Here is an 18,183-nt window from a genome sequence, read left to right on the forward strand (position 1 = left end):
GTAGTCGAAACCGCCCTGGATCGCCGGCCGGCGATTGGTCTGCATGATGCCGCGGTAGCGGTATTCGGAGGCCAGCGACAGATTGGCCGTCAGCGTGTGTTCGGCGGTTTGCGCAGCGGTGGTCTGTGCGGCGGCGGGCATCGGAAGAATCAGCGCGAAGGCGGGTACGGCCAGCAGCGCCGCGGCGGCATGGTGCGATAGGGTCATGGCAATCGTGACGAAGTACGAGAAGAGATCAAAGTGAACGGTCCCGCTGGGGACCCTCGCCACGATAGAGGGGCACGCGTAAAAACGGTGTCAAAAGCCTCGGTCCGCGCATGCGAACGGCGTAAAGGCACGCCGCCGCAGATCGCACGCGCTCACCCAGCGAAGCGATAGCCGATGCCGGTCTCGGTCAGCAGATGAACGGGCTGCGCGGGATCGCGCTCGAGCTTGTGGCGCAGATGGCCCATGTAGACGCGCAGGTACTGGCTGCTCTCCGACTGCGACGGCCCCCATACCTCGCGCAGCAGTTCGCGATGCGTCATCACCTTGCCGCGGTGGGCGATCAGCACCGACAGCAGGCGATACTCGATCGGCGTCAGATGCACCGGCTGCCCCGCGCGCGTGATCACGCGATTGGCCAGGTCCACCTGCACGTCGCCGAAGGCGACCAGGTGGCTGCCCTGCGGATTGGCCCGGGCATGCCGGCGCAGCAGCACGCGCACGCGCGCCACCATCTCGCCCACGCCGAACGGCTTGGTCAGATAGTCGTCGGCGCCGCCGTCGAGCGCAACGATCTTGTCGGCTTCGTCGCTGCGCGCGGACAGCACCAGGATCGGCACCTGGGTCCAGCTCCGCATCTCGCGGATCAGCTGGACGCCATCGCCGTCGGGCAGGCCGAGATCGAGGATCACCAGATCGGGCTGCCGCGTGCCGGCGTCGATCAGCCCCCGCTTCAGCGTCTCGGCCTCATGTACGGTGCAGCCCTCGGCCTCGAGCGTCGTCCGCACGAAACGCCGGATATGCGGCTCGTCTTCGACCAGCAGCACCGTTGGAGAGAATTCGAATGGCATGACGGGTGATTTTCCTTCCGATCGATCGGGTGCCCCGGCTCAGGGGCGCTGCGCCTCGGGCTCGGCCTCCACGGCCGGCGGATTGCCGCGAGGCAACGCGACCACGAAGCGTGCTCCGGGCCCATGCAAGGCTTGCCGCTCCGTGGACAGCGCCGGTTCGACCCAGATGTGTCCACCATGCGCGTGCGTGATCGCCTCGCAGACAGCGAGCCCCAGACCGACGCCCGTCGTGGCCGACTCGCGCTGTCCGCGCGTGAACTTTTCGAAGATCTGCCGCTCCTTGCCGGCCGGCACGCCCGGGCCCTCGTCCTCCACAATGATGCGGATCTCGTTGTCGCGGGCCTCGGCGGACAGGCGGATCGTGGTTCCGGCCGGCGCGTACTTGCCCGCGTTCTCCAGCAGATTGCACAGCACGCGCTCGATCAGCACGGCATCGCATTCGACCAGCGGCACGCCAGACAGGTCGGCCACCACGATGTGATGCCGCGACAGCGCCTCGCGCATCGCTGCCAGGCTCGATCCGACCAGCTCCTCGACCGACTGCCACGCGCGGTTCATCCGCACGTCGTGGCTTTGCAGCCTCGCCATGTCGAGCAGGTTGACCACCATGGTCCGCATCCGCTGCGCCTGCTCCAGCATCGCGGCGGCGGTATCGGCGACCGGTGGCGCCAGCGGCGGCTCGGTTCGCCGCAGCGTCTCGGCCATGCCGATCAGGCTCGTCAGCGGCGTGCGCAGGTCGTGCGATACGGCGGCCAGCAGCGAACTGCGCAGCCGCTCCGACTCCATCGACAGCAGGGCCTGCTGCGCGACCTCGACATAGTGCAGCCGCTCGATGGCGATCGCGATCAGCGTGCAGAACGCGTCCACCTGACGCCGCAGCGCCGGCTGCGCGAACGCGCGCCATGCGGTGGGCTCCACCGCCAGCACGCCGCGCGTGCGCATCGGCGCCTTCAGCGGCAGATAGAGCACGGTGCTGCCGGGCAGCGTGTGCGTGCCCGTGCCGGCGGGCTGGCCATGGTCGAACACCCATTGCGCCAGCACGCGGTCGATCGAATCGGTGCGCGCGGCGGTGTCCTGCTGCCCGGGGTCCGTCACCGGCGGCAGCAGCTTGCCGTCGGGCGACGTCAGGAAGAACGCGGAATTGGCGTCGAAGGCCGCCCGCAGGAAGCGGCTGCCGATCGGTACGATCTGGTCCAGCGTCAGCGCCGACGACAACTCGCGCGCGAGCTCGTACAGCGTGCGCGCATCGGTCTCGCGCCGCACCGCGAGCTGCGCCTGCTCGCGCAGCCCCGCGGTCAGCTGGCCGATCACCAGGCCGACCGACAGCAGCACCACAAAGGTCAGCAGGTACTGCACGTCGGTGACGGCGAACGACAGCCGCGGCGGCACGAAGAAGAAGTCGAACGCGGCGACCGACAGCACCGACGCCAATGCCGCCGGCCCGCGGCCATGCCGCAGCGCGACGCCCATCACCGCGGCGAGAAACAGCATCGCGATATTGACCACGTCGAACCACGGCGTGGCCAGCGCCGACAGCGCCGAGGCGCCGGCGCACCAGAGCACGGCCCACAGATAGTCGCGCCGCCCGGCGCCATCGGTGCCGGCCTCGGCCACCTGGTCTGCGGCATCGTGGCGCGGCCGCAGGTCGGCGCGCGTGGTATCGGCGGCCACGCGGATGATGTCGATCTCGGGGCAGCCGATGGCGAGCGCGTCGGCGAAGCTGCGCCGACCGAACCATGCCGCCGGCGCACCGATCAGCGGCGACAGCCCCAGGGCCAGCAGCGAACGCGCGCGCTCGGCCAGCGAGGCGCCGCCACGGCGCCATTCGCCCGGCGCGCGCCCGATCAGCACCTTGGTCAGATTGTGGCGCCGCGCATAGCCGGCCACCGCCTGCACCATGTCTGCGCCGGCGAGCGTCTCGGTGCGCGCGCCCAATTGCTCTGCCATCCGCATCGCCTCCTCGAGCCGGACCCGGGCCCGTTCCGATGGCGGCGCCAGCCGCGGCGTGGCGACCGTCACCACATGCCAGTCGCAATCGAGTTGCCCCGCCAGCCGGCGCGCGCTCTTGACGACCTGCGCGGCATCGTCGCCGCTGCCGATGCAGGCAAGCACCGCCTCGCGCGTGCGCCATACCGGCTGCACCGGTTCGGACTGCCGCCACGCGCGAACATCATGATCGACGCGCTCGGCGGTGCGGCGCAGCGCCAGCTCGCGCAGCGCGATCAGATTGCCCTTGCGGAAAAAATGGCGCGCGGCATGGCGCGCCTGCTCGGGCAGGTAGACCCTGCCTTCCTTCAGCCGGCGCAGCAATTCGTCGGCCGGCAGGTCCACCAGCACGACCTCGTCGGCGCCGTCGAACACGGCGTCGGGCACGGTCTCCCAGACGCGTATTCCAGTGATGCCGCCGACCGCTTCGTTCAGGCTGTCCAGGTGCTGGACGTTGACGGTCGTCCAGACGTCGATGCCGGCGGCACGCAGCTCCTGGATGTCCTGCCACCGCTTGGGATGGCGGCTGCCTGGCGCATTCGAATGCGCCAGCTCGTCGACCAGGATCAGCGCGGGATGGCGCGCCAGCGCGCCGTCGAGATCGAATTCCTGCAGCACGCGGCCGCGGTAGGGCACGTCGCGCATCGGCAGCCGCTCCAGCCCGGCCAGCAGCGCCTCGGTCTCGGCGCGGCCATGGGTCTCCACCACGCCGATCGCCACATCGGTGCCTTGCGCGATGGCTGCCCTTGCCGCGGTCAGCATCGCGAAGGTCTTGCCCACGCCGGCCGACGCGCCGAAATATAGGCGCAGCTTGCCGCGCGCGGCCCGCTCGCCCTCCTGCTGGACGATCTGCAGCAGGGCGTCGGGATCGGCGCGCGCACCGGCATCGCGCAATTCGGCTGCGGTCATCGGCAATTCAACCGGGCTGGGCCAAGGCAAGGACAAGGGGAAGGCCATTCTGCCACGGCCCGTGCCGCACTACTTCGGGCCTGGCGCATTGCGGTCGACCGCATTCGGGCCGAGCGCATCGAGCGCCAGGTTCAGCCCCAGCACGTTGACGCCGGCATCGCCCAGCACCGCCAGGGCGGGCCGATTGGTATGGGCGGCGATCAGCTGGCGTACCTGCTCCAGCGGCAGGCCCCGCGCGCGGGCGACGCGCGCCGCCTGATACTCGGCCGCAGCCGGGCTGATATGCGGATCCAGGCCGCTGCCCGAGGCGGTGACGAGGTCCACCGGCACCGGCGCCGTGTTGCCCGGGTCGGCGGTGCGCAGCGCCTCGATGCGCGCGCGCGCCGCGTCGGCCAGCGCCGGATTGCTCGGGCCGAAATTCGAGCCGCCCGAGGCCGCCGCGTTGTAGGGCATCGGCGCCGTGGCGGACAGCCGGCCCCAGAAATAGCGCGGTTCGGAGAACGGCTGCCCGATCAGCGCCGAACCGATGGTCCTGCCATCCTTGACGATCAGCGAGCCGGCCGCCTGATGGGGAAACAGGCCCTGGGCGAGGCCGGTGACGACGGCCGGATACAGCAGGCCGGTCAGCACCGACAGCGCGACGAAGACGGTCAGCAGCGGGCGCAGCAGGCCCGGTTGCGGTGCGGGGACGAACGCGGCCTGCGGCGATGCGTTGGTGTTCATGATGGTCGATGTCCTTGTGTGGTTCGGTGATCCGATGGTCCGGTGACTCGGTGGCTCGGTGGCTCGGTGACGCCGCGCCCCTGCAATCAGACCCAGCCCAGCAGCGTCAGCAGCATGTCGATCAGCTTGATGCCGGCGAACGGCACCAGGATGCCGCCGAGGCCGTAGACCAGCAGGTTCCGGCGCAGCAGCGCCGCGGCACCCAGCGGCCGGTAAGCCACGCCCTTCAGCGCCAGCGGAATCAGCACGACGATGATCAGCGCGTTGAAGATCACCGCGGACAGGATTGCCGACGCCGGCGTGGACAGCCCCATCACGTTCAGCAATGCCAGCTGCGGGTAGGTCGAGGCGAAGGCGGCCGGAATGATGGCGAAGTACTTGGCGATGTCGTTGGCCACGCTGAAGGTGGTCAGCGAGCCGCGCGTCATCAGCATCTGCTTGCCGATCTCGACGATCTCGATCAGCTTGGTCGGATTGCTGTCGAGGTCGACCATGTTGCCGGCCTCCTTGGCGGCCTGCGTGCCGCTGTTCATCGCCACCGCGACGTCGGCCTGGGCCAGCGCCGGCGCGTCGTTGGTGCCGTCGCCGGTCATCGCCACCAGCCTGCCTTCGGCCTGGTACTGGCGGATCAGCTTCAGCTTGGCCTCGGGTGTGGCCTCGGCCAGGTAGTCGTCGACGCCGGCCTCGGCGGCAATCGAGGCCGCGGTCAGGCGGTTGTCGCCGGTGATCATCACGGTCTTGATGCCCATCTTGCGCAGCTCGCCGAAACGCTCGCGGATGCCGGTCTTGACGACGTCCTTCAGCTCGATCACGCCGAGCACGCGAATATCGCCACCGTGCTCGCTGCCGTGCTCGTCCGCCACGACCAGCGGCGTGCTGCCGGCGCGCGCGACCTCCTCCACCGCCTGCGCCACCGCGTCGGGAAACTTGCCGGCGCGCTCGGTCACGTAGCGGCGCACGGCATCGGCGGCGCCCTTGCGGACGTGGCGCGGCACGCCGTTCTCGTGCAGGTCCACGCCGCTCATCCGCGTCTGCGCGGTGAAGGGCACGAAGCTGGCATTGCGCTGCGCCACGTCCGACGTGCGCCACTGCGCCTGCTGGCGGGCCAGCGCGACGATGCTGCGCCCTTCCGGCGTGTCGTCGGCCAGCGACGACAGCCACGCTGCCTCCGCCAGCCGGGCCGGGGCCACGCCCGGTGCGGCGATGAAGCGCGAGGCCTGGCGATTGCCATGCGTGATGGTGCCGGTCTTGTCGAGCAGCAGCACGTCGACGTCGCCCGCCGCTTCCACCGCGCGTCCGGAAGTGGCAATCACGTTCGCCGCCATCATCCGGCTCATGCCGGCCACGCCGATCGCGGACAGCAGGCCGCCGATCGTGGTCGGGATCAGGCAGACTAGCAGCGCCACCAGCACGGTGACGGTCACCGGCACGCCGGCCTTGGCCACCAGCGCGCTGTAGACGGAGAACGGCTGCAGCGTCGCCGTGGCGAGCAGCAGCACGATGGTCAGGCCCACCAGCAGGATGGTCAGCGCCAGCTCGTTGGGCGTCTTCTGGCGCTTCGCGCCTTCGACCATCGTGATCATCCGATCGATGAAGCTTTCCCCCGGATTCGCGGTGATGCGCACCACGATCCAGTCGGACAGCACGCGCGTGCCGCCGGTCACCGACGAGAAGTCGCCGCCCGATTCGCGGATCACCGGCGCCGATTCGCCGGTGATCGCGCTTTCGTCGACCGACGCGACCCCATCGATCACCTCCCCATCGCCGGGAATCATCTCGCCGGCCTCGACCAGCACCACATCGCCGCGGCGCAGCGCCGTGGCCGCGCGCGACTCCGTCGCGCTGCCGCGCCGGCCGTCCTTCAGTACACGGGCGGTCACCGTCGTGCGCAGGCCGCGCAGCGCCGCCGCCTGCTGCTTGCTGCGCCCTTCGGCCAGCGCCTCGGCAAAGTTGGCGAACAGCACCGTGAACCAGAGCCAGACCGACACGGCGAGGATGAAGCCGGGGCTTTCGCTGCCAGAGGACGCTGGCGCAAAGGCGGCGCGCAGGAACAGCACCGTGGTCAGGATGCTGCCGGCATAGACGACGAACATCACCGGGTTGCGCAGCTGCTGGCGCGGCGACAGCTTCAGCAATGCCGCGATCAGCGCCGGCTTCAGCAGCTGCGGCGCCAGCATGCCGCGCGCCGGGGCGCGCTCGGGAAGGGCCGAACGGCGTTCGGCCTGCGGCGCGCCGGCCGCGGGACTGCCAATCCTGGCCACGTTGGCCTTCGATTCTTGTTGCATGGGATCTCCGCAGTGCGCTAGAGAAAATGGGGGGACGCCAGCGCGAACAGCATCGGCACGGCGTCCATTGTCATGACGGGATCGGACGGCTCATCGAACGACGGCGCCCTGCAGTTGCTCGGCAACCGGCCCGAGGGCGAGCGACGGCACATAGGTCAGGGCCCCGACCAGCAACACCGTGCCGACCAGCAGCACGACGAACAGCGGCCCGTGCGTGGGCATGGTGCCGGCGCCCGCGGGCACGCGCTTCTTTGCCGCGAGAGTGCCGGCCATCGCAAGGACGGGGATGATGATCCAGAAGCGGCCGAACCACATCGCCACCGCGAGCAGCGTGTTGTAGAACGGCGTGTTCGCGGACAGCCCGGCGAACGCACTGCCGTTGTTGTTGGCGGCCGAGGACAGCGCGTACAGGATCTCCGAGAACCCGTGCGTGCCGGGGTTCAGCACGCCGGCGCGGCCGGCATCGGCCATCACCGCCACCGCGGTGCCCAGCAACACCAGCAACGGCGTGACCAGGATCACGACCGCGGCCATCTTCATCTCGTAGGCCTCGATCTTCTTGCCGAGATATTCGGGCGTGCGGCCGATCATCAGGCCAGCGATGAACACGGCCAGCACCGCATACACCAGCATGCCGTACAGGCCCGAGCCGACGCCGCCGAACACGACCTCGCCAAGCTGCATCAGCAGCATCGGCACCAGTCCGCCAATCGCGGTGAACGAATCGTGCATCGCATTGACGGCCCCGCACGACGCCGCGGTGGTGACCGTGGCGAACAGCGCCGATGCCGCCAGGCCGAAGCGCGTTTCCTTGCCTTCCATATTGCCGCCGTCCTGCCAGGCCGAGGCGAGGCTGTCCACCGGCAATCCCGACAGCGCGGGGTTGACCTGCTGCTCGGCCAGCGCCGCCACGCACGCCATCGCGACGAAAATCACGGCCATCGATGCCAGCACGGCGATGCCCTGGCGGCGGTCGCCGACCATCTCGCCAAAGGTGAAGCACAGCGCGGCGGGGATCAGGAAAATCGCCAGCATCTCGATCAGGTTCGCCAGTGCGGTCGGGTTCTCGAACGGATGCGCCGAGTTGGCGTTGAAGAAGCCGCCGCCGTTGGTGCCCAGCATCTTGATCGCTTCCTGCGACGCGACCGGGCCCATGGCCAGCGTCTGCTGGTCCGTGCGGACCCGCTCGGCAACAGGCCGGCCCTCGGTGTCCAGTACCGGCTGCCCTGCGGCATCGGTCCGCGGCACCGTGTATTCGACCGCGGACGCCATCGACACCGGCTTGTAGGCGTCGAAGTTCTGGATCACGCCCTGGCTGGCCAGGGCCAGCGCGATGACCGTGGCGATCGGCATCAGCACATAGAGCGTGGTCCGGGTCATGTCGACCCAGAAGTTGCCGATGGTCGCCGCGCTCTGCCGCGCAAAGCCGCGGATCAGCGCAAACACCACCGCGATGCCGGTCGCCGCCGACACGAAGTTCTGCACGGTCAGGCCCAGCATCTGCGTCAGATAGGCCATTGTCGATTCGCCGGCATAGCCCTGCCAGTTGGTGTTGGCGACAAAGCTGATCGCCGTGTTGAACGCGGAGTCGGGCGACACCGGGCCGAAGCCCTGGGGATTGAGCGGGAGCACGCCCTGCAGCCGCTGCAGGCCATAGACGACCGCCACGCCCAGCACGTTGAACGCGAGCACGGCAATGGCATACCGCTGCCAGCCCATCTCGGTATCGGCGCGCAGGCCCGCGGCGCGATAGAGCAGGCGTTCGACGGGCCGTCCCCATGCGGTCAATGCGTATTGGCCGTCCTCGACGGCGCGGCGCAGATAGCGTCCGACCACCGGCGCCAGCGCCATCAGGATGGCGAGAAACAGGGCCAGCAGGCCCATGAACTGCGTGGTCATCAGAATTTCTCCGGGCGCAGCAGCGCGATCAGCAGATAGAGGAAAATGCCTGCAGCCATCGCCGCAGCCAGCAGATCGGTCCAGTTCATCGTTGCCCCCTGCCCGGGGTCGCGCTGCCCGCAGGCAGCGTGTCGTTCGCCGGACCGTGAGGCCCCGTATGGGCTGCAGCGCGCGGCGCCAGCACGACGCATAGCCGCAGCAGCGCGGCGCAGAGACCGGCGAAGCCGGCCAGTACGATCAGGAATATCCCGTCCATGGCTAATACCGAGAGTGATACTGGCCTGCAGATTAGGGACGGACGGCTAAAAACGGGGTAGAAAGGTCGAGGGGTGCCGTAAAGAAGGTATAAAGATGCGGCAGCCGGTATCCGTCAATGGATTTGCCGCATTGTTTTGACAGCCCGGCGCATGACCTGTATAACGGGAACCGCAGGATCTTCAAGCAAGCACGTCGATTACCGAGTTGGCCGCCCCCGGCTCCGCCACTTCTTCTCCATGTTTCTTCTTGATCGTCATGCCCCTCGGGACATTCGTCCGATGGGAACAATCCAGGAGATACACATGGATACTGGTACCGTAAAGTGGTTTAACGATTCCAAGGGCTTCGGCTTCATTACGCCGGACGCCGGCGGCGACGACCTGTTCGCGCATTTCTCGGAAATTCAAGGCAACGGCTTCAAGTCGCTGCAGGAAGGACAGAAGGTGCGCTACGTGCGCGGCGCCGGCCAGAAGGGCCCGGCCGCCACGAAGATCGAACCGATCTGACGCTTGCCACGAAAACCCCGCGCTTGCGGGGTTTTTTATTGCCGGTGGCTTTTTTGCTGATTGCAGCAAGCCGGCGTCCACGTTGTTCAACAGGAGCGATGCATGGACTCCCTTCCGACCGCCAGCTACAAGGGCTATGAGCTCTATCCCCTGGTCTACCGGCGCACACCGGTGCAGACATGGCCGCGCACCAAGCCTGAGCTTGCTTTCGATGTTTCGGTGATGATCTGCATCGAAGGCCAGCCGCCGGGCAACGAGCAATCCCGCCTGTACCGCCTGACCAGCGGCTCGTGCGAGAACGTCGGCACCGCCCGACGCGCCGCCGTCGACTACGGCCGCGCCATCATCGACGGCCTGGTCCCGACCGAAACGCTGCCCACGGCCTGAAACGCCAAAGCGAGCCCGCCATGAGCGAAGCCGTCAGTTACCTCTGTACGTTGCCATGGGCCGGATCGAGCCTCGCCTACCATGTCAGCGTCAATTTCGCCGGTTCCGGCGAATGCGATTGCGTGCGCTTCACCAGCTTCGTCGGCGTTGGCCGACGCTCGTTCTCGATCCGCGCCGATGCGGCGGCGGACCTGCGCGCGCTGACGCGCGACGGCGAAGCGCTGTGCCGGATGGCCATCGGCCAGGCGCTGCGCGACGCGCTGCACGACAAGACCGTCGTCGGCGATCATCTGCTCGATGTGCTGGCCGCACCGTGGCAAGGAGAACTGCGCCCGGTACGATCGCGCGACGCCAGCCGGCCAGCCCGCTCGCGGCTGCAATCGTTCGGCGTCTGAGGGCCAGAGCCAATAGGACTGAACGTACGGGCGGGCGTACGGGTGGGCGTAGCAGCGCCCGCACCGCCGATTTCGATCAGCGCTCCCGCTGCTCGGCATCGACGGCCGCCTGCACCGATTCGGCGCCCAGGCGCACCACTTCGATACGATCGATGCGCCGCTCGGTGGCCTCGACCACCGTGAAGCGATAGCCGTCGAGATCGATCGCACTGCCCGCGGGCGGCACGATGCCGAAGCGGTCCAGCAGCAGCCCGCCCAGCGAGGCATAGCGCCCCTGCGATTGCGTCCACGGTTCGCCAAGCTCCAGCACATGGGCAACCGCATGCAGATCGGCGCTGCCGTCGATCAGCCAGCGCCCTTCCCCCGCCACGGCGATGGTCGGATGTTCGTCCTCGTCGGGGAATTCGCCCGCGATCGCCTCCAGCACATCGACCGGCGTGACCACGCCCAGCACCGCGCCGTATTCGTCGGTCACCAGCACCAGCTGGCCGCGCGAGGCGCGCAGCGTCTCCATCAGCGGCAGGATGCGGATCGACTCCGGCACCACGATCGGCGGCCGCAGGCTCGCTTCATCGATGCGGCCCTGCTCGGCCAAGGTGCCGATCAGGTCCTTGCCGCGCGCCACGCCAAGGATATCGTCCAGCTGCCCGCGGCAGACCGGAAAGAAGCTGTGCGGCGTCGCCAGGATCTGGCGGCGCAGCGTGTCGGCGTCCTGCTCGATATCGATCCACGACAGTTCGGAGCGCGGCGTCATGATGGAGCGGACGGAGCGCTCGGCCAGCGACAGCACGCCGCTGACCATGGTGCGCTCCTCCGGTGCGAAAGTGGCCGGCGCGGCGGTGTCGGGCCTGACCGGCTCGCCGGCCTCGCCTTCGGCCGCGCGTCGCGCCCCAAGCAAACGCAGCACCGCATCGGCGGTGCGCTGCCGCATCGGCCGGCGCGCCTCGTAGCGCAGCAGATTGCGGCGGGCCAGCTGGTTCAGCGCCTCGATGGCCACCGAGAAGCCGATCGCCGCGTACAGATAGCCCTTCGGAATATGGAAGCCCAACCCATCGGCGACCAGGCTCAGACCGATCATCAGCAGGAAACTGAGGCACAGCACCACCACGGTAGGGTGCGCGTTGACGAAGCGCGTCAGCGGCTTGGAGGCGAACAGCATCACCGCAATGGCGACCACCACCGCTACCATCATCACGCTCAGATGGTCCACCATGCCGACCGCGGTAATCACCGAGTCCAGCGAAAACACCGCGTCCAGAATGACGATCTGCGTCACCACCAGCCAGAAGCCCGCATAGGCGGGCTTCTCGACCTCATGCTCGGGCTTGCCTTCGATCCGCTCGTGCAGCTCCAGCGTGGCCTTGACCAGCAGGAAGATGCCCCCGCCGAGCAGGATCAGGTCCCGCCCCGAGAACTCGAGCGGCCCGAGCGCGAACAGGGGCCGCGTCAGCGTGACCAGCCACGACATCACCGACAGCAGCCCCAGCCGCATGAACAGCGCCAGCGACAGGCCGATGATGCGTGCCCTGTCGCGCTGGTCCGGCGGCAGCTTGTCGGCCAGGATCGCGATGAACACCAGGTTGTCGATGCCGAGCACGATCTCGAGCACGATCAGCGTCGCCAGGCCAATCCATATCGTGGGGTCAGTCAGCCATTCCATGTGAGCGTCGTCGTGTTGGGCAAGGGGCACGGCACGGCCAACAGGACGGCCGCGGGAACCGGATACGCCACAGTGTAGGGCCGGGGCGGGTTCCCGCGTCAATAGGAGTCAGGATGACAAGGACTGCGGCGCAGGCCATGCCGGCCCGGCCAAGGCCGGCGTCATGACGGTGTGGGAACCTGCGGCCGCTTCGGCCCGGCGATGGGAGCCTCGCCGCCGTTCCGCCTATCGCCGATGATCGAACCGCCGCGCCAGCCGTTCGCCGGCGAACTGCACCAGCGTGACCAGGGCGATCAGGATCCCGATCACATGGAACATCACGGCGGTTTCGTAGCGCTCGTAGCCATAGCGGATCGCCAGATCGCCGAGGCCGCCGGCGCCGACCGCCCCCGCCATCGCGGAGGAGCCGATCATCGCGATCACGGTCACCGTGGCGCCGCCGATGATCGCAGGCATCGCCTCGGGCAGCAGCACATGGCGAACGATATGCCAGCGGCGGCATCCCATTGCCCTGGCCGCCTCGACCAGGCCGCGGTCGATCTCGTTGAGCGCGACCTGCGAGATGCGCGCAAAGAACGGAATCAGGTGGGCGCTGAGCGGCACCACCGCGGCCCAGGTGCCCATCGTGGTGCCGACGATCATGCGGGTGACCGGCAGCATCGCCACCAGCAGGATGATGAAGGGAATCGAGCGAAACACATTGACCAGCACCGACAGCACGCGATGCAGCCGCGCCCGCGGCGCCAGGCCGCCGGGCGCGGTGACGGTCAGCACGATCGCCAGCGCCATGCCGGCGACGAACACCACCGCGCAGGCGCTGGTGGTCATCAGCAGCGTCTCGCCAAGCGCCTTCAGGTATTTGTCAGTCATGGGCAGCAGCATCGAACGCGATCTCCTCTGCGGTTTGCGGTATCGGTTTCGATGCCGCACGGTTGGCGGCCTCGGGTGACGGCATGTGCCGCCGCAGCGGCCGCAGCAGTGCAACGGTGGCTTCGGCGCGCGGCTCGGCAAAGACCTGCCAGACCGGGCCCTGTTCGACGATGCGGCCCCGATCGAGCACCAGCACGCGCTCGCACGCCTCGCGAATCACCGCCATGTCATGCGTGATCAGCACCACGGTCAGTGCGAAGCGTTCGTTGATATCGCGCAGCAGCGCCAGGATCTGCTCGGTGGACTCCGGGTCCAGCGCCGAGGTCGCTTCGTCGCACAGCAGGATCTCGGGCCGATGCACCAGCGCGCGCGCGATGCCGACGCGCTGCTTCTGTCCGCCGGAGAGCATCGCCGGATAGGCGCGCGCCTTGTCGGCGAGTCCGACCAGCTCCAGCAGTTCCATCACGCGCACGGCGATGTCATGGCGCGGCACACCGGCCACGCGCAACGGCAGCGCGACGTTGTCGAACACGGTCTTGGCCGACAGCAGATTGAAATGCTGGAAGATCATGCCGATCCGGCGGCGCAGCGCCACCAGCCCGTTCTCGTCGAGCTCGCCGATATCGCGGCCGTCGACGCGAAGGCGGCCGACGTCGGGGCGCTCCAGCATATTGATGGTGCGCAACAGCGTCGACTTGCCGGCGCCGCTGCGGCCGATGATGCCAAAGCGCTCGCCGCGGCCGATCGCGAACGAGATATCGTCCAGCGCCGGCGTGGCGGAGCCGGTGTAGGTCTTGCCGATCGAGTCGAACACGATATGAGGTTCGGCTCGTCGCAATGGCAGATCGGCATGCATGGCAGCTCCCTCGGGTCGTCAGAAGGCAGGAATCACCGATCCCTGGTATCGGGTCTGGATGAACTGGCGCACCTCGTCGGACTGGTAGGCCTTGATCAGCCGCGGCACCCACGGCGCATGCCGATCCTTCTCGCGCACCGCGATCACGTTCACATACGGATTGCGCTCCTTCTTCTCGACGGCGATGCCGTCGCGCGTGGCGATCAGGCCGGCTTGATACGCGAAGGTATTGACGATCGCCGCCGCGTCGACGTCGGGCAGCGCGCGCGGCAGCACCACCGAGGCGCTTTCGACGAACTCGAGCTTTCTCGGATTGGCGGTGATGTCCGCCAGCGACGCCGTGCCGGTATAGGGATCGAAGCCGGGCTTGAGCTGGATCAGCCCGTGGTCGCGCAGGATCACCAGCGCGCGGGTCTGGTTGCTCGGATCGTTGGGAATGCCGATGCGCGCGCCGGTCGGCAGGGCCTCGAGCGACTTGACCTTGCGCGAGTAGAACGCGATCGGCGAGATCAGCGTATTGCCGACATCCACGATCTGGTAGCCCCGCTGCCGGATCTGGTCGCGCAGGAAGGGAATGTGCTGGAAGGCATTGGCGTCGAGATCGCCGTTGTTCAGCGCCTCGTTGGGGCTGGCGGTCCCGGTGATGACGATGGTTTGCACCTTCAGCCCCTGCTTCGCGGCCACGCGCGTCACCACTTCCCAGATCTCCTCGTCGACGCCGCCGCGCACGCCGACCTTGAGCGGACGATCGCCGGACTGCGCGTGGGCGCTGCGCGGCGCCAGCGGGGCAAGCGCGGTCAGCGCGATGACAAGGGAAGCGAGGGCGGCAAGCAGGGAGCGTCGTGTCATGGTTTGTCGGAGAACAAGTGAAGGTCCACAGTCGAGGAATGAGCGGCCTGCACGAAGGCCCGAAAGGAGATTCGCGCGAGCCGGTGCAAAGGGTCGACCAGGCAGCAATCAGGCAGCAATCTGGCAGCGATCATGCAGCGGCGCGCGCCGGTGCCCTGCCGGCCGGACGCGCCAGCCGCAGATGGTCGCGCAGCGTCGAGCCCCCGTATTCGGTACGGAAGATGCCGCGCCGCTGCAGGATCGGCACCACGCCGTCGACGAAGTCCTGCAGGCCATCGGGCAAGGCATCGGGCATCAGGTTGAAGCCATCGGCGGCGCCATGGCGGAACCAGTGCTCGATGTCGTCGGCGATCTGTTCTGGTGTGCCGACGATCACGCGATGCCCGCCGCCGCCCGCCAGCTCGCGGATCAGCTCGCGCACCGTCAGGTTCTGTCGCCGCGCGGCTGCCAGCGTCGCGCGGAAGAACGTGTGGTTGCCGTTGGCCGGCAAGGTCAGGTCGTCGGGCAAGGGCGCATCAAGCTGGAGCCGTTCGACGTCGATGCCGAGCGTGCCGGCAAGGCGGTTCAGGCTGTAGTCCCACGGAATCAGATCGACCAGCGCATCGCGCCGCTGCCGTGCCTGCGCCTCGGTGGCGCCGATGATCGTCGTCAGACCCGGCAGCACCTTGACAGCGTCTGCGCCCCGCCCCAGCGCTTCGGCGCGCGCATTGATTGCGCGCTTGTAGGCCAGCGCCTCGTCGAACGACTGCGCGGCCGAAAACACGGCCTCGGCATGGCGCGCCGCCAGTTCGCGGCCATCGTCGGAACCGCCGGCCTGGAACAGTACGGGATGGCCTTGCGGCGGCCGCGGCAGGTTCAGCGGACCGTGCACGTCGAAGAACGCGCCATGATGGGCAACCGGCTGCAGCTTCGCGGTATCGACGAAGCGCCCGCCAAGCTTGTCGCCGATGAAGGCATCGTCTTCCCAGCTGTCCCAGAGCGCCTTGACCAGCGCCGTGAACTCATCGGCGCGCGCGTAGCGCTGACCGTGATCCGGCGGCGCGGCCCGGCCGAAATTGCGCGCCGAGCCCGCATCGGCGGTGGTCACCACGTTCCATCCGGCGCGGCCGCCGCTGACATGGTCAAGCGTCGCAAAACGCCGCGCGACGTTGTAGGGCTCGTTGTAGCTGGTCGATACGGTGGCCACCAGCCCGATATGCGTGGTCGCTGCGGCGACGCAGGCCAGCAGCAACGTCGGCTCCAGCGCAGTAATGGGGCGAAAATGAATCTGGTCGGCGATCGCGGCGTTGTCGGCGAGGAAGATCGCATCGAACTTCGCGGCCTCGGCGATACGCGCCACGCGGACGTAATGCTGCACGTCGAAGAAGGCGCGCGGATCGCTGTCAGGCAGGCGCCATGCCGAGGGTACGAAGCCCGAATGCAACGCGTTGATGTTCAGGTGCAGCTGGCGCGGCGGTGTGGTCGATGTCATCGCTGATTTCCCATTGCTCATGGCGCGGAACATGGTTCAGAACACCCGGCCTTCGGTCAGGTGGGTGGTCTCGCCGTTCAGGTGGTAGGCCCCCACGACGCGCGCCTTGTGCAGCAGCGGGTTGTGGCTGAAGATGGTGCGCAGATTGCGCCAGTGGCGGTCGAAGTTGTAGCGCCTCGCGGTGAACGACGCCCCGCCGGCCTCGAACATCCGCTCGCCGACGTGCAGCGCCAGCTTGCTGACCACCAGCTGCGTCTGCGCGGTCGCCAGCGCGCCCTGCAGCACCAGCGCCTCGGCATCGTCCTTGCCGCTCTGCAGCGCATCGGCGGAACGGTCGAGCACGCGCGCGTTCTCGCGGACCAGCGCGTCCATCGCATGGCTGTGCGCGGCCAGATCGCCGATCACCTGCTGGATGAAATGGTCCTCGCGCGCGGACGGCGCCGGACTGTGCAGCACGGGTCGGCCGTGCTGCTGCACATAGCGCCGCGCATCGGCCCACGCGTTGCGCACGATGCCGGCCGCCACCGCGACCAGATGCAGCTGGCGCAGCGCGCCGCAATGGCGGCCCACCAGCGTGCTGTTGCCGCGTCGGGTCACCTCGTCGGCAAACACCTGTACGTCCTCAAACACCAGGCTGCCGCTGGCCGTCATGCGCTGGCCCATGCCATCCCAGTCATCCACCACGCTGAAGCCGGGGCGATCGGTCGGGATGATGATCGACGCGTCTCCGCCGTCGGCATCCTTGACGTTGATCCGCGCATAGTCGGCGAACGCGGTGCCGGTGGAGTAGTACTTGCGGCCCGACAGCCGGTAATGGTCGCCGTCGCGCCGCAGCGCAGTGGTGATCTCTCCAGGCCGCGCGGTGCCGACCTCGGTGGATGCCCCACCGAAGATCGCGCCGCCGATGATGCGCTGCACCTGCAGGTCGTTGAACGCCGAGCGCGGCGAAAGCCGCAGCGATTCGGTCTGATCGAAATGGATCCGCAAGGCATGCGCGACATTGGACTCGTGCGCCGCGATGGTCGCGATCACCTCGAACAGATCGACCAGCGAGCCGCCCAGCCCGCCGTGCTCCACCGGGATTCGCAGCAGGCCCAGACCGGACTGACGAAACAGCGCAAAGCCCTCGTAGGGCAGCAGGCGCCGCGCTTCGCGCGCGGCGGCATCGGAACCGATCTTCTGCGCGAGTTCGGGTAGCGACTCCAGCACGGCCTGCAAAGCGTGGCGCGCATCGAAGTCCAACGGGGCATTCATTGGCAGGTCCTCTTGGCTGGATCAACAAGCCAAGAGGATAGGGACGGCGATCCTGAAGCGGAACGAAGGAAAGGGGATATCGATATCTGCGGGGATGTTCTTTGGATAGGCGAAGATGCGCAAACCCGCGGGCAACACCGGCTGTCCAAATGAAAAGAGCCCGCATGAAGCGGGCTCGATCGACTGCCGGTGAAGCGGTCAGGCTGGACTCAGAACGGAATATCGTCGTCCATATCCTCGAAGCCGTTCGACGGCGACTGCTGGGGCCGGCGCGCGCCGCCGCTCTGGCCACCGCCGCCACCGCCCTGCGCACCGCCACGGCCGCCACCGCCGCCGCCATAACCGCCGCCCGACGATTCGCGCGCGTAGCCGCCGCCTTCCTCGCCGCCACCGCCACCCTGGCGCGAGCCCAGCATCTGCATCTGCTCGGCGACGATCTCGGTGCTGTACTTGTCCTGGCCGGACTGGTCCTGCCACTTGCGGGTGCGGATGCGGCCTTCGATATAGACCTGCGAGCCCTTGCGCAGGTACTGGCCGGCGATCTCGGCAAGCTTGCCGAAGAAGGCCACGCGGTGCCATTCGGTGAGCTCCTTCATGTCGCCGCTCTGCTTGTCCTTGTAGCGGTCGGTGGTGGCCAGCCGAATATTGGTCACGGCATCGCCACTGGGCATATAGCGCGTTTCGGGGTCCGCGCCGAGGTTGCCGACGAGGATGACTTTGTTGACGGATGCCATGAGGTGTTCTCCGATAACCGCGCCCCGGTGGGCGGCGCGGCAATGTGCTGACTGATTTGACTCTATTGACTGATTGGACTGCTTTA

General features: G+C 68.1%; 17 protein-coding genes. 3 read left to right on the forward strand and 14 right to left on the reverse strand.

The genetic code is table 11. The features are described 5' to 3' along the window. The 7 genes from HTY53_RS21485 to kdpF all read right to left on the reverse strand — a co-directional run. On the reverse strand, positions 1 to 207 hold a 207-nt coding region (locus HTY53_RS21485; RefSeq protein WP_217435704.1), incomplete at its 3' end, for a TorF family putative porin. A 152-nt stretch (positions 208 to 359) separates the two neighbouring features. After that, the gene (gene kdpE / locus HTY53_RS21490; RefSeq protein ID WP_174108580.1) at positions 360 to 1,055 is read right to left on the reverse strand and encodes a two-component system response regulator KdpE; all 696 of its coding nucleotides are present in this window, start codon (positions 1,053 to 1,055) and stop codon (positions 360 to 362) included. Between the two features lie 39 nt (positions 1,056 to 1,094). Further along, positions 1,095 to 3,950, reverse strand: coding sequence for a sensor histidine kinase (locus HTY53_RS21495; RefSeq protein WP_174108581.1), 2,856 nt, complete (start codon positions 3,948 to 3,950; stop codon positions 1,095 to 1,097). A 69-nt stretch (positions 3,951 to 4,019) separates the two neighbouring features. Beyond that, complete coding sequence (kdpC, locus tag HTY53_RS21500) at positions 4,020 to 4,673, reverse strand: potassium-transporting ATPase subunit KdpC (RefSeq protein WP_174108582.1); 654 nt, start codon at positions 4,671 to 4,673, stop codon at positions 4,020 to 4,022. Positions 4,674 to 4,759: 86 nt separating this feature from the next. Continuing rightward, entirely contained in the window at positions 4,760 to 6,958 is a 2,199-nt protein-coding gene (gene kdpB / locus HTY53_RS21505; RefSeq protein WP_174108583.1) for a potassium-transporting ATPase subunit KdpB, read from the reverse strand. Between the two features lie 90 nt (positions 6,959 to 7,048). Then, positions 7,049 to 8,857, reverse strand: a complete 1,809-nt coding sequence (gene kdpA / locus HTY53_RS21510; RefSeq protein WP_174108584.1) for a potassium-transporting ATPase subunit KdpA — start codon at positions 8,855 to 8,857, stop codon at positions 7,049 to 7,051. After that, a complete protein-coding gene (kdpF, locus tag HTY53_RS21515; RefSeq protein WP_174108585.1) occupies positions 8,857 to 8,946 on the reverse strand; it encodes a K(+)-transporting ATPase subunit F in 90 nt (29 codons plus the stop codon). The genes kdpA and kdpF overlap by 1 nt, the downstream gene beginning before the upstream one ends. Before the next feature lie 471 nt (positions 8,947 to 9,417). On the opposite strand from kdpF, the gene HTY53_RS21520 reads away from it, so the two are divergent. From HTY53_RS21520 to HTY53_RS21530, 3 genes are all read left to right on the forward strand, one after another. Further along, a complete protein-coding gene (locus HTY53_RS21520) occupies positions 9,418 to 9,621 on the forward strand; it encodes a cold-shock protein (RefSeq protein WP_174108586.1) in 204 nt (67 codons plus the stop codon). A 102-nt stretch (positions 9,622 to 9,723) separates the two neighbouring features. After that, complete coding sequence (locus HTY53_RS21525; RefSeq protein WP_149320131.1) at positions 9,724 to 10,008, forward strand: hypothetical protein; 285 nt, start codon at positions 9,724 to 9,726, stop codon at positions 10,006 to 10,008. Positions 10,009 to 10,028: 20 nt separating this feature from the next. Further along, a complete protein-coding gene (locus HTY53_RS21530) occupies positions 10,029 to 10,403 on the forward strand; it encodes a hypothetical protein (RefSeq protein WP_174108588.1) in 375 nt (124 codons plus the stop codon). 76 nt (positions 10,404 to 10,479) lie between these two features. Here HTY53_RS21530 and HTY53_RS21535 read toward each other — a convergent pair whose 3' ends face one another. From HTY53_RS21535 to HTY53_RS21565, 7 genes are all read right to left on the reverse strand, one after another. Then, positions 10,480 to 12,063 carry a TerC family protein gene (locus tag HTY53_RS21535; RefSeq protein ID WP_174108590.1) on the reverse strand — a complete coding sequence of 528 codons (1,584 nt, stop codon included), beginning with the start codon at positions 12,061 to 12,063 and terminating at the stop codon, positions 10,480 to 10,482. 225 nt (positions 12,064 to 12,288) lie between these two features. Further along, positions 12,289 to 12,945 carry a methionine ABC transporter permease gene (locus HTY53_RS21540; protein WP_174108592.1) on the reverse strand — a complete coding sequence of 219 codons (657 nt, stop codon included), beginning with the start codon at positions 12,943 to 12,945 and terminating at the stop codon, positions 12,289 to 12,291. Next, entirely contained in the window at positions 12,926 to 13,789 is an 864-nt protein-coding gene (locus HTY53_RS21545; RefSeq protein ID WP_174108594.1) for a methionine ABC transporter ATP-binding protein, read from the reverse strand. The genes HTY53_RS21540 and HTY53_RS21545 overlap by 20 nt, the downstream gene beginning before the upstream one ends. A gap of 18 nt (positions 13,790 to 13,807) precedes the next feature. Beyond that, positions 13,808 to 14,638, reverse strand: a complete 831-nt coding sequence (locus HTY53_RS21550) for a MetQ/NlpA family ABC transporter substrate-binding protein (protein WP_174108596.1) — start codon at positions 14,636 to 14,638, stop codon at positions 13,808 to 13,810. A gap of 130 nt (positions 14,639 to 14,768) precedes the next feature. Next, the gene (locus HTY53_RS21555; protein ID WP_174108598.1) at positions 14,769 to 16,109 is read right to left on the reverse strand and encodes an LLM class flavin-dependent oxidoreductase; all 1,341 of its coding nucleotides are present in this window, start codon (positions 16,107 to 16,109) and stop codon (positions 14,769 to 14,771) included. Positions 16,110 to 16,145: 36 nt separating this feature from the next. Then, positions 16,146 to 17,363 (reverse strand): acyl-CoA dehydrogenase family protein, encoded by a 1,218-nt coding sequence (locus HTY53_RS21560; protein WP_174108600.1) that lies wholly within the window; start codon positions 17,361 to 17,363, stop codon positions 16,146 to 16,148. 209 nt (positions 17,364 to 17,572) lie between these two features. Further along, entirely contained in the window at positions 17,573 to 18,097 is a 525-nt protein-coding gene (locus HTY53_RS21565) for a single-stranded DNA-binding protein (RefSeq protein ID WP_174108602.1), read from the reverse strand. Positions 18,098 to 18,183 lie beyond the last annotated feature (86 nt).

This window comes from Cupriavidus gilardii (assembly GCF_013314895.1).
Lineage (GTDB): Bacteria > Pseudomonadota > Gammaproteobacteria > Burkholderiales > Burkholderiaceae > Cupriavidus > Cupriavidus gilardii_C.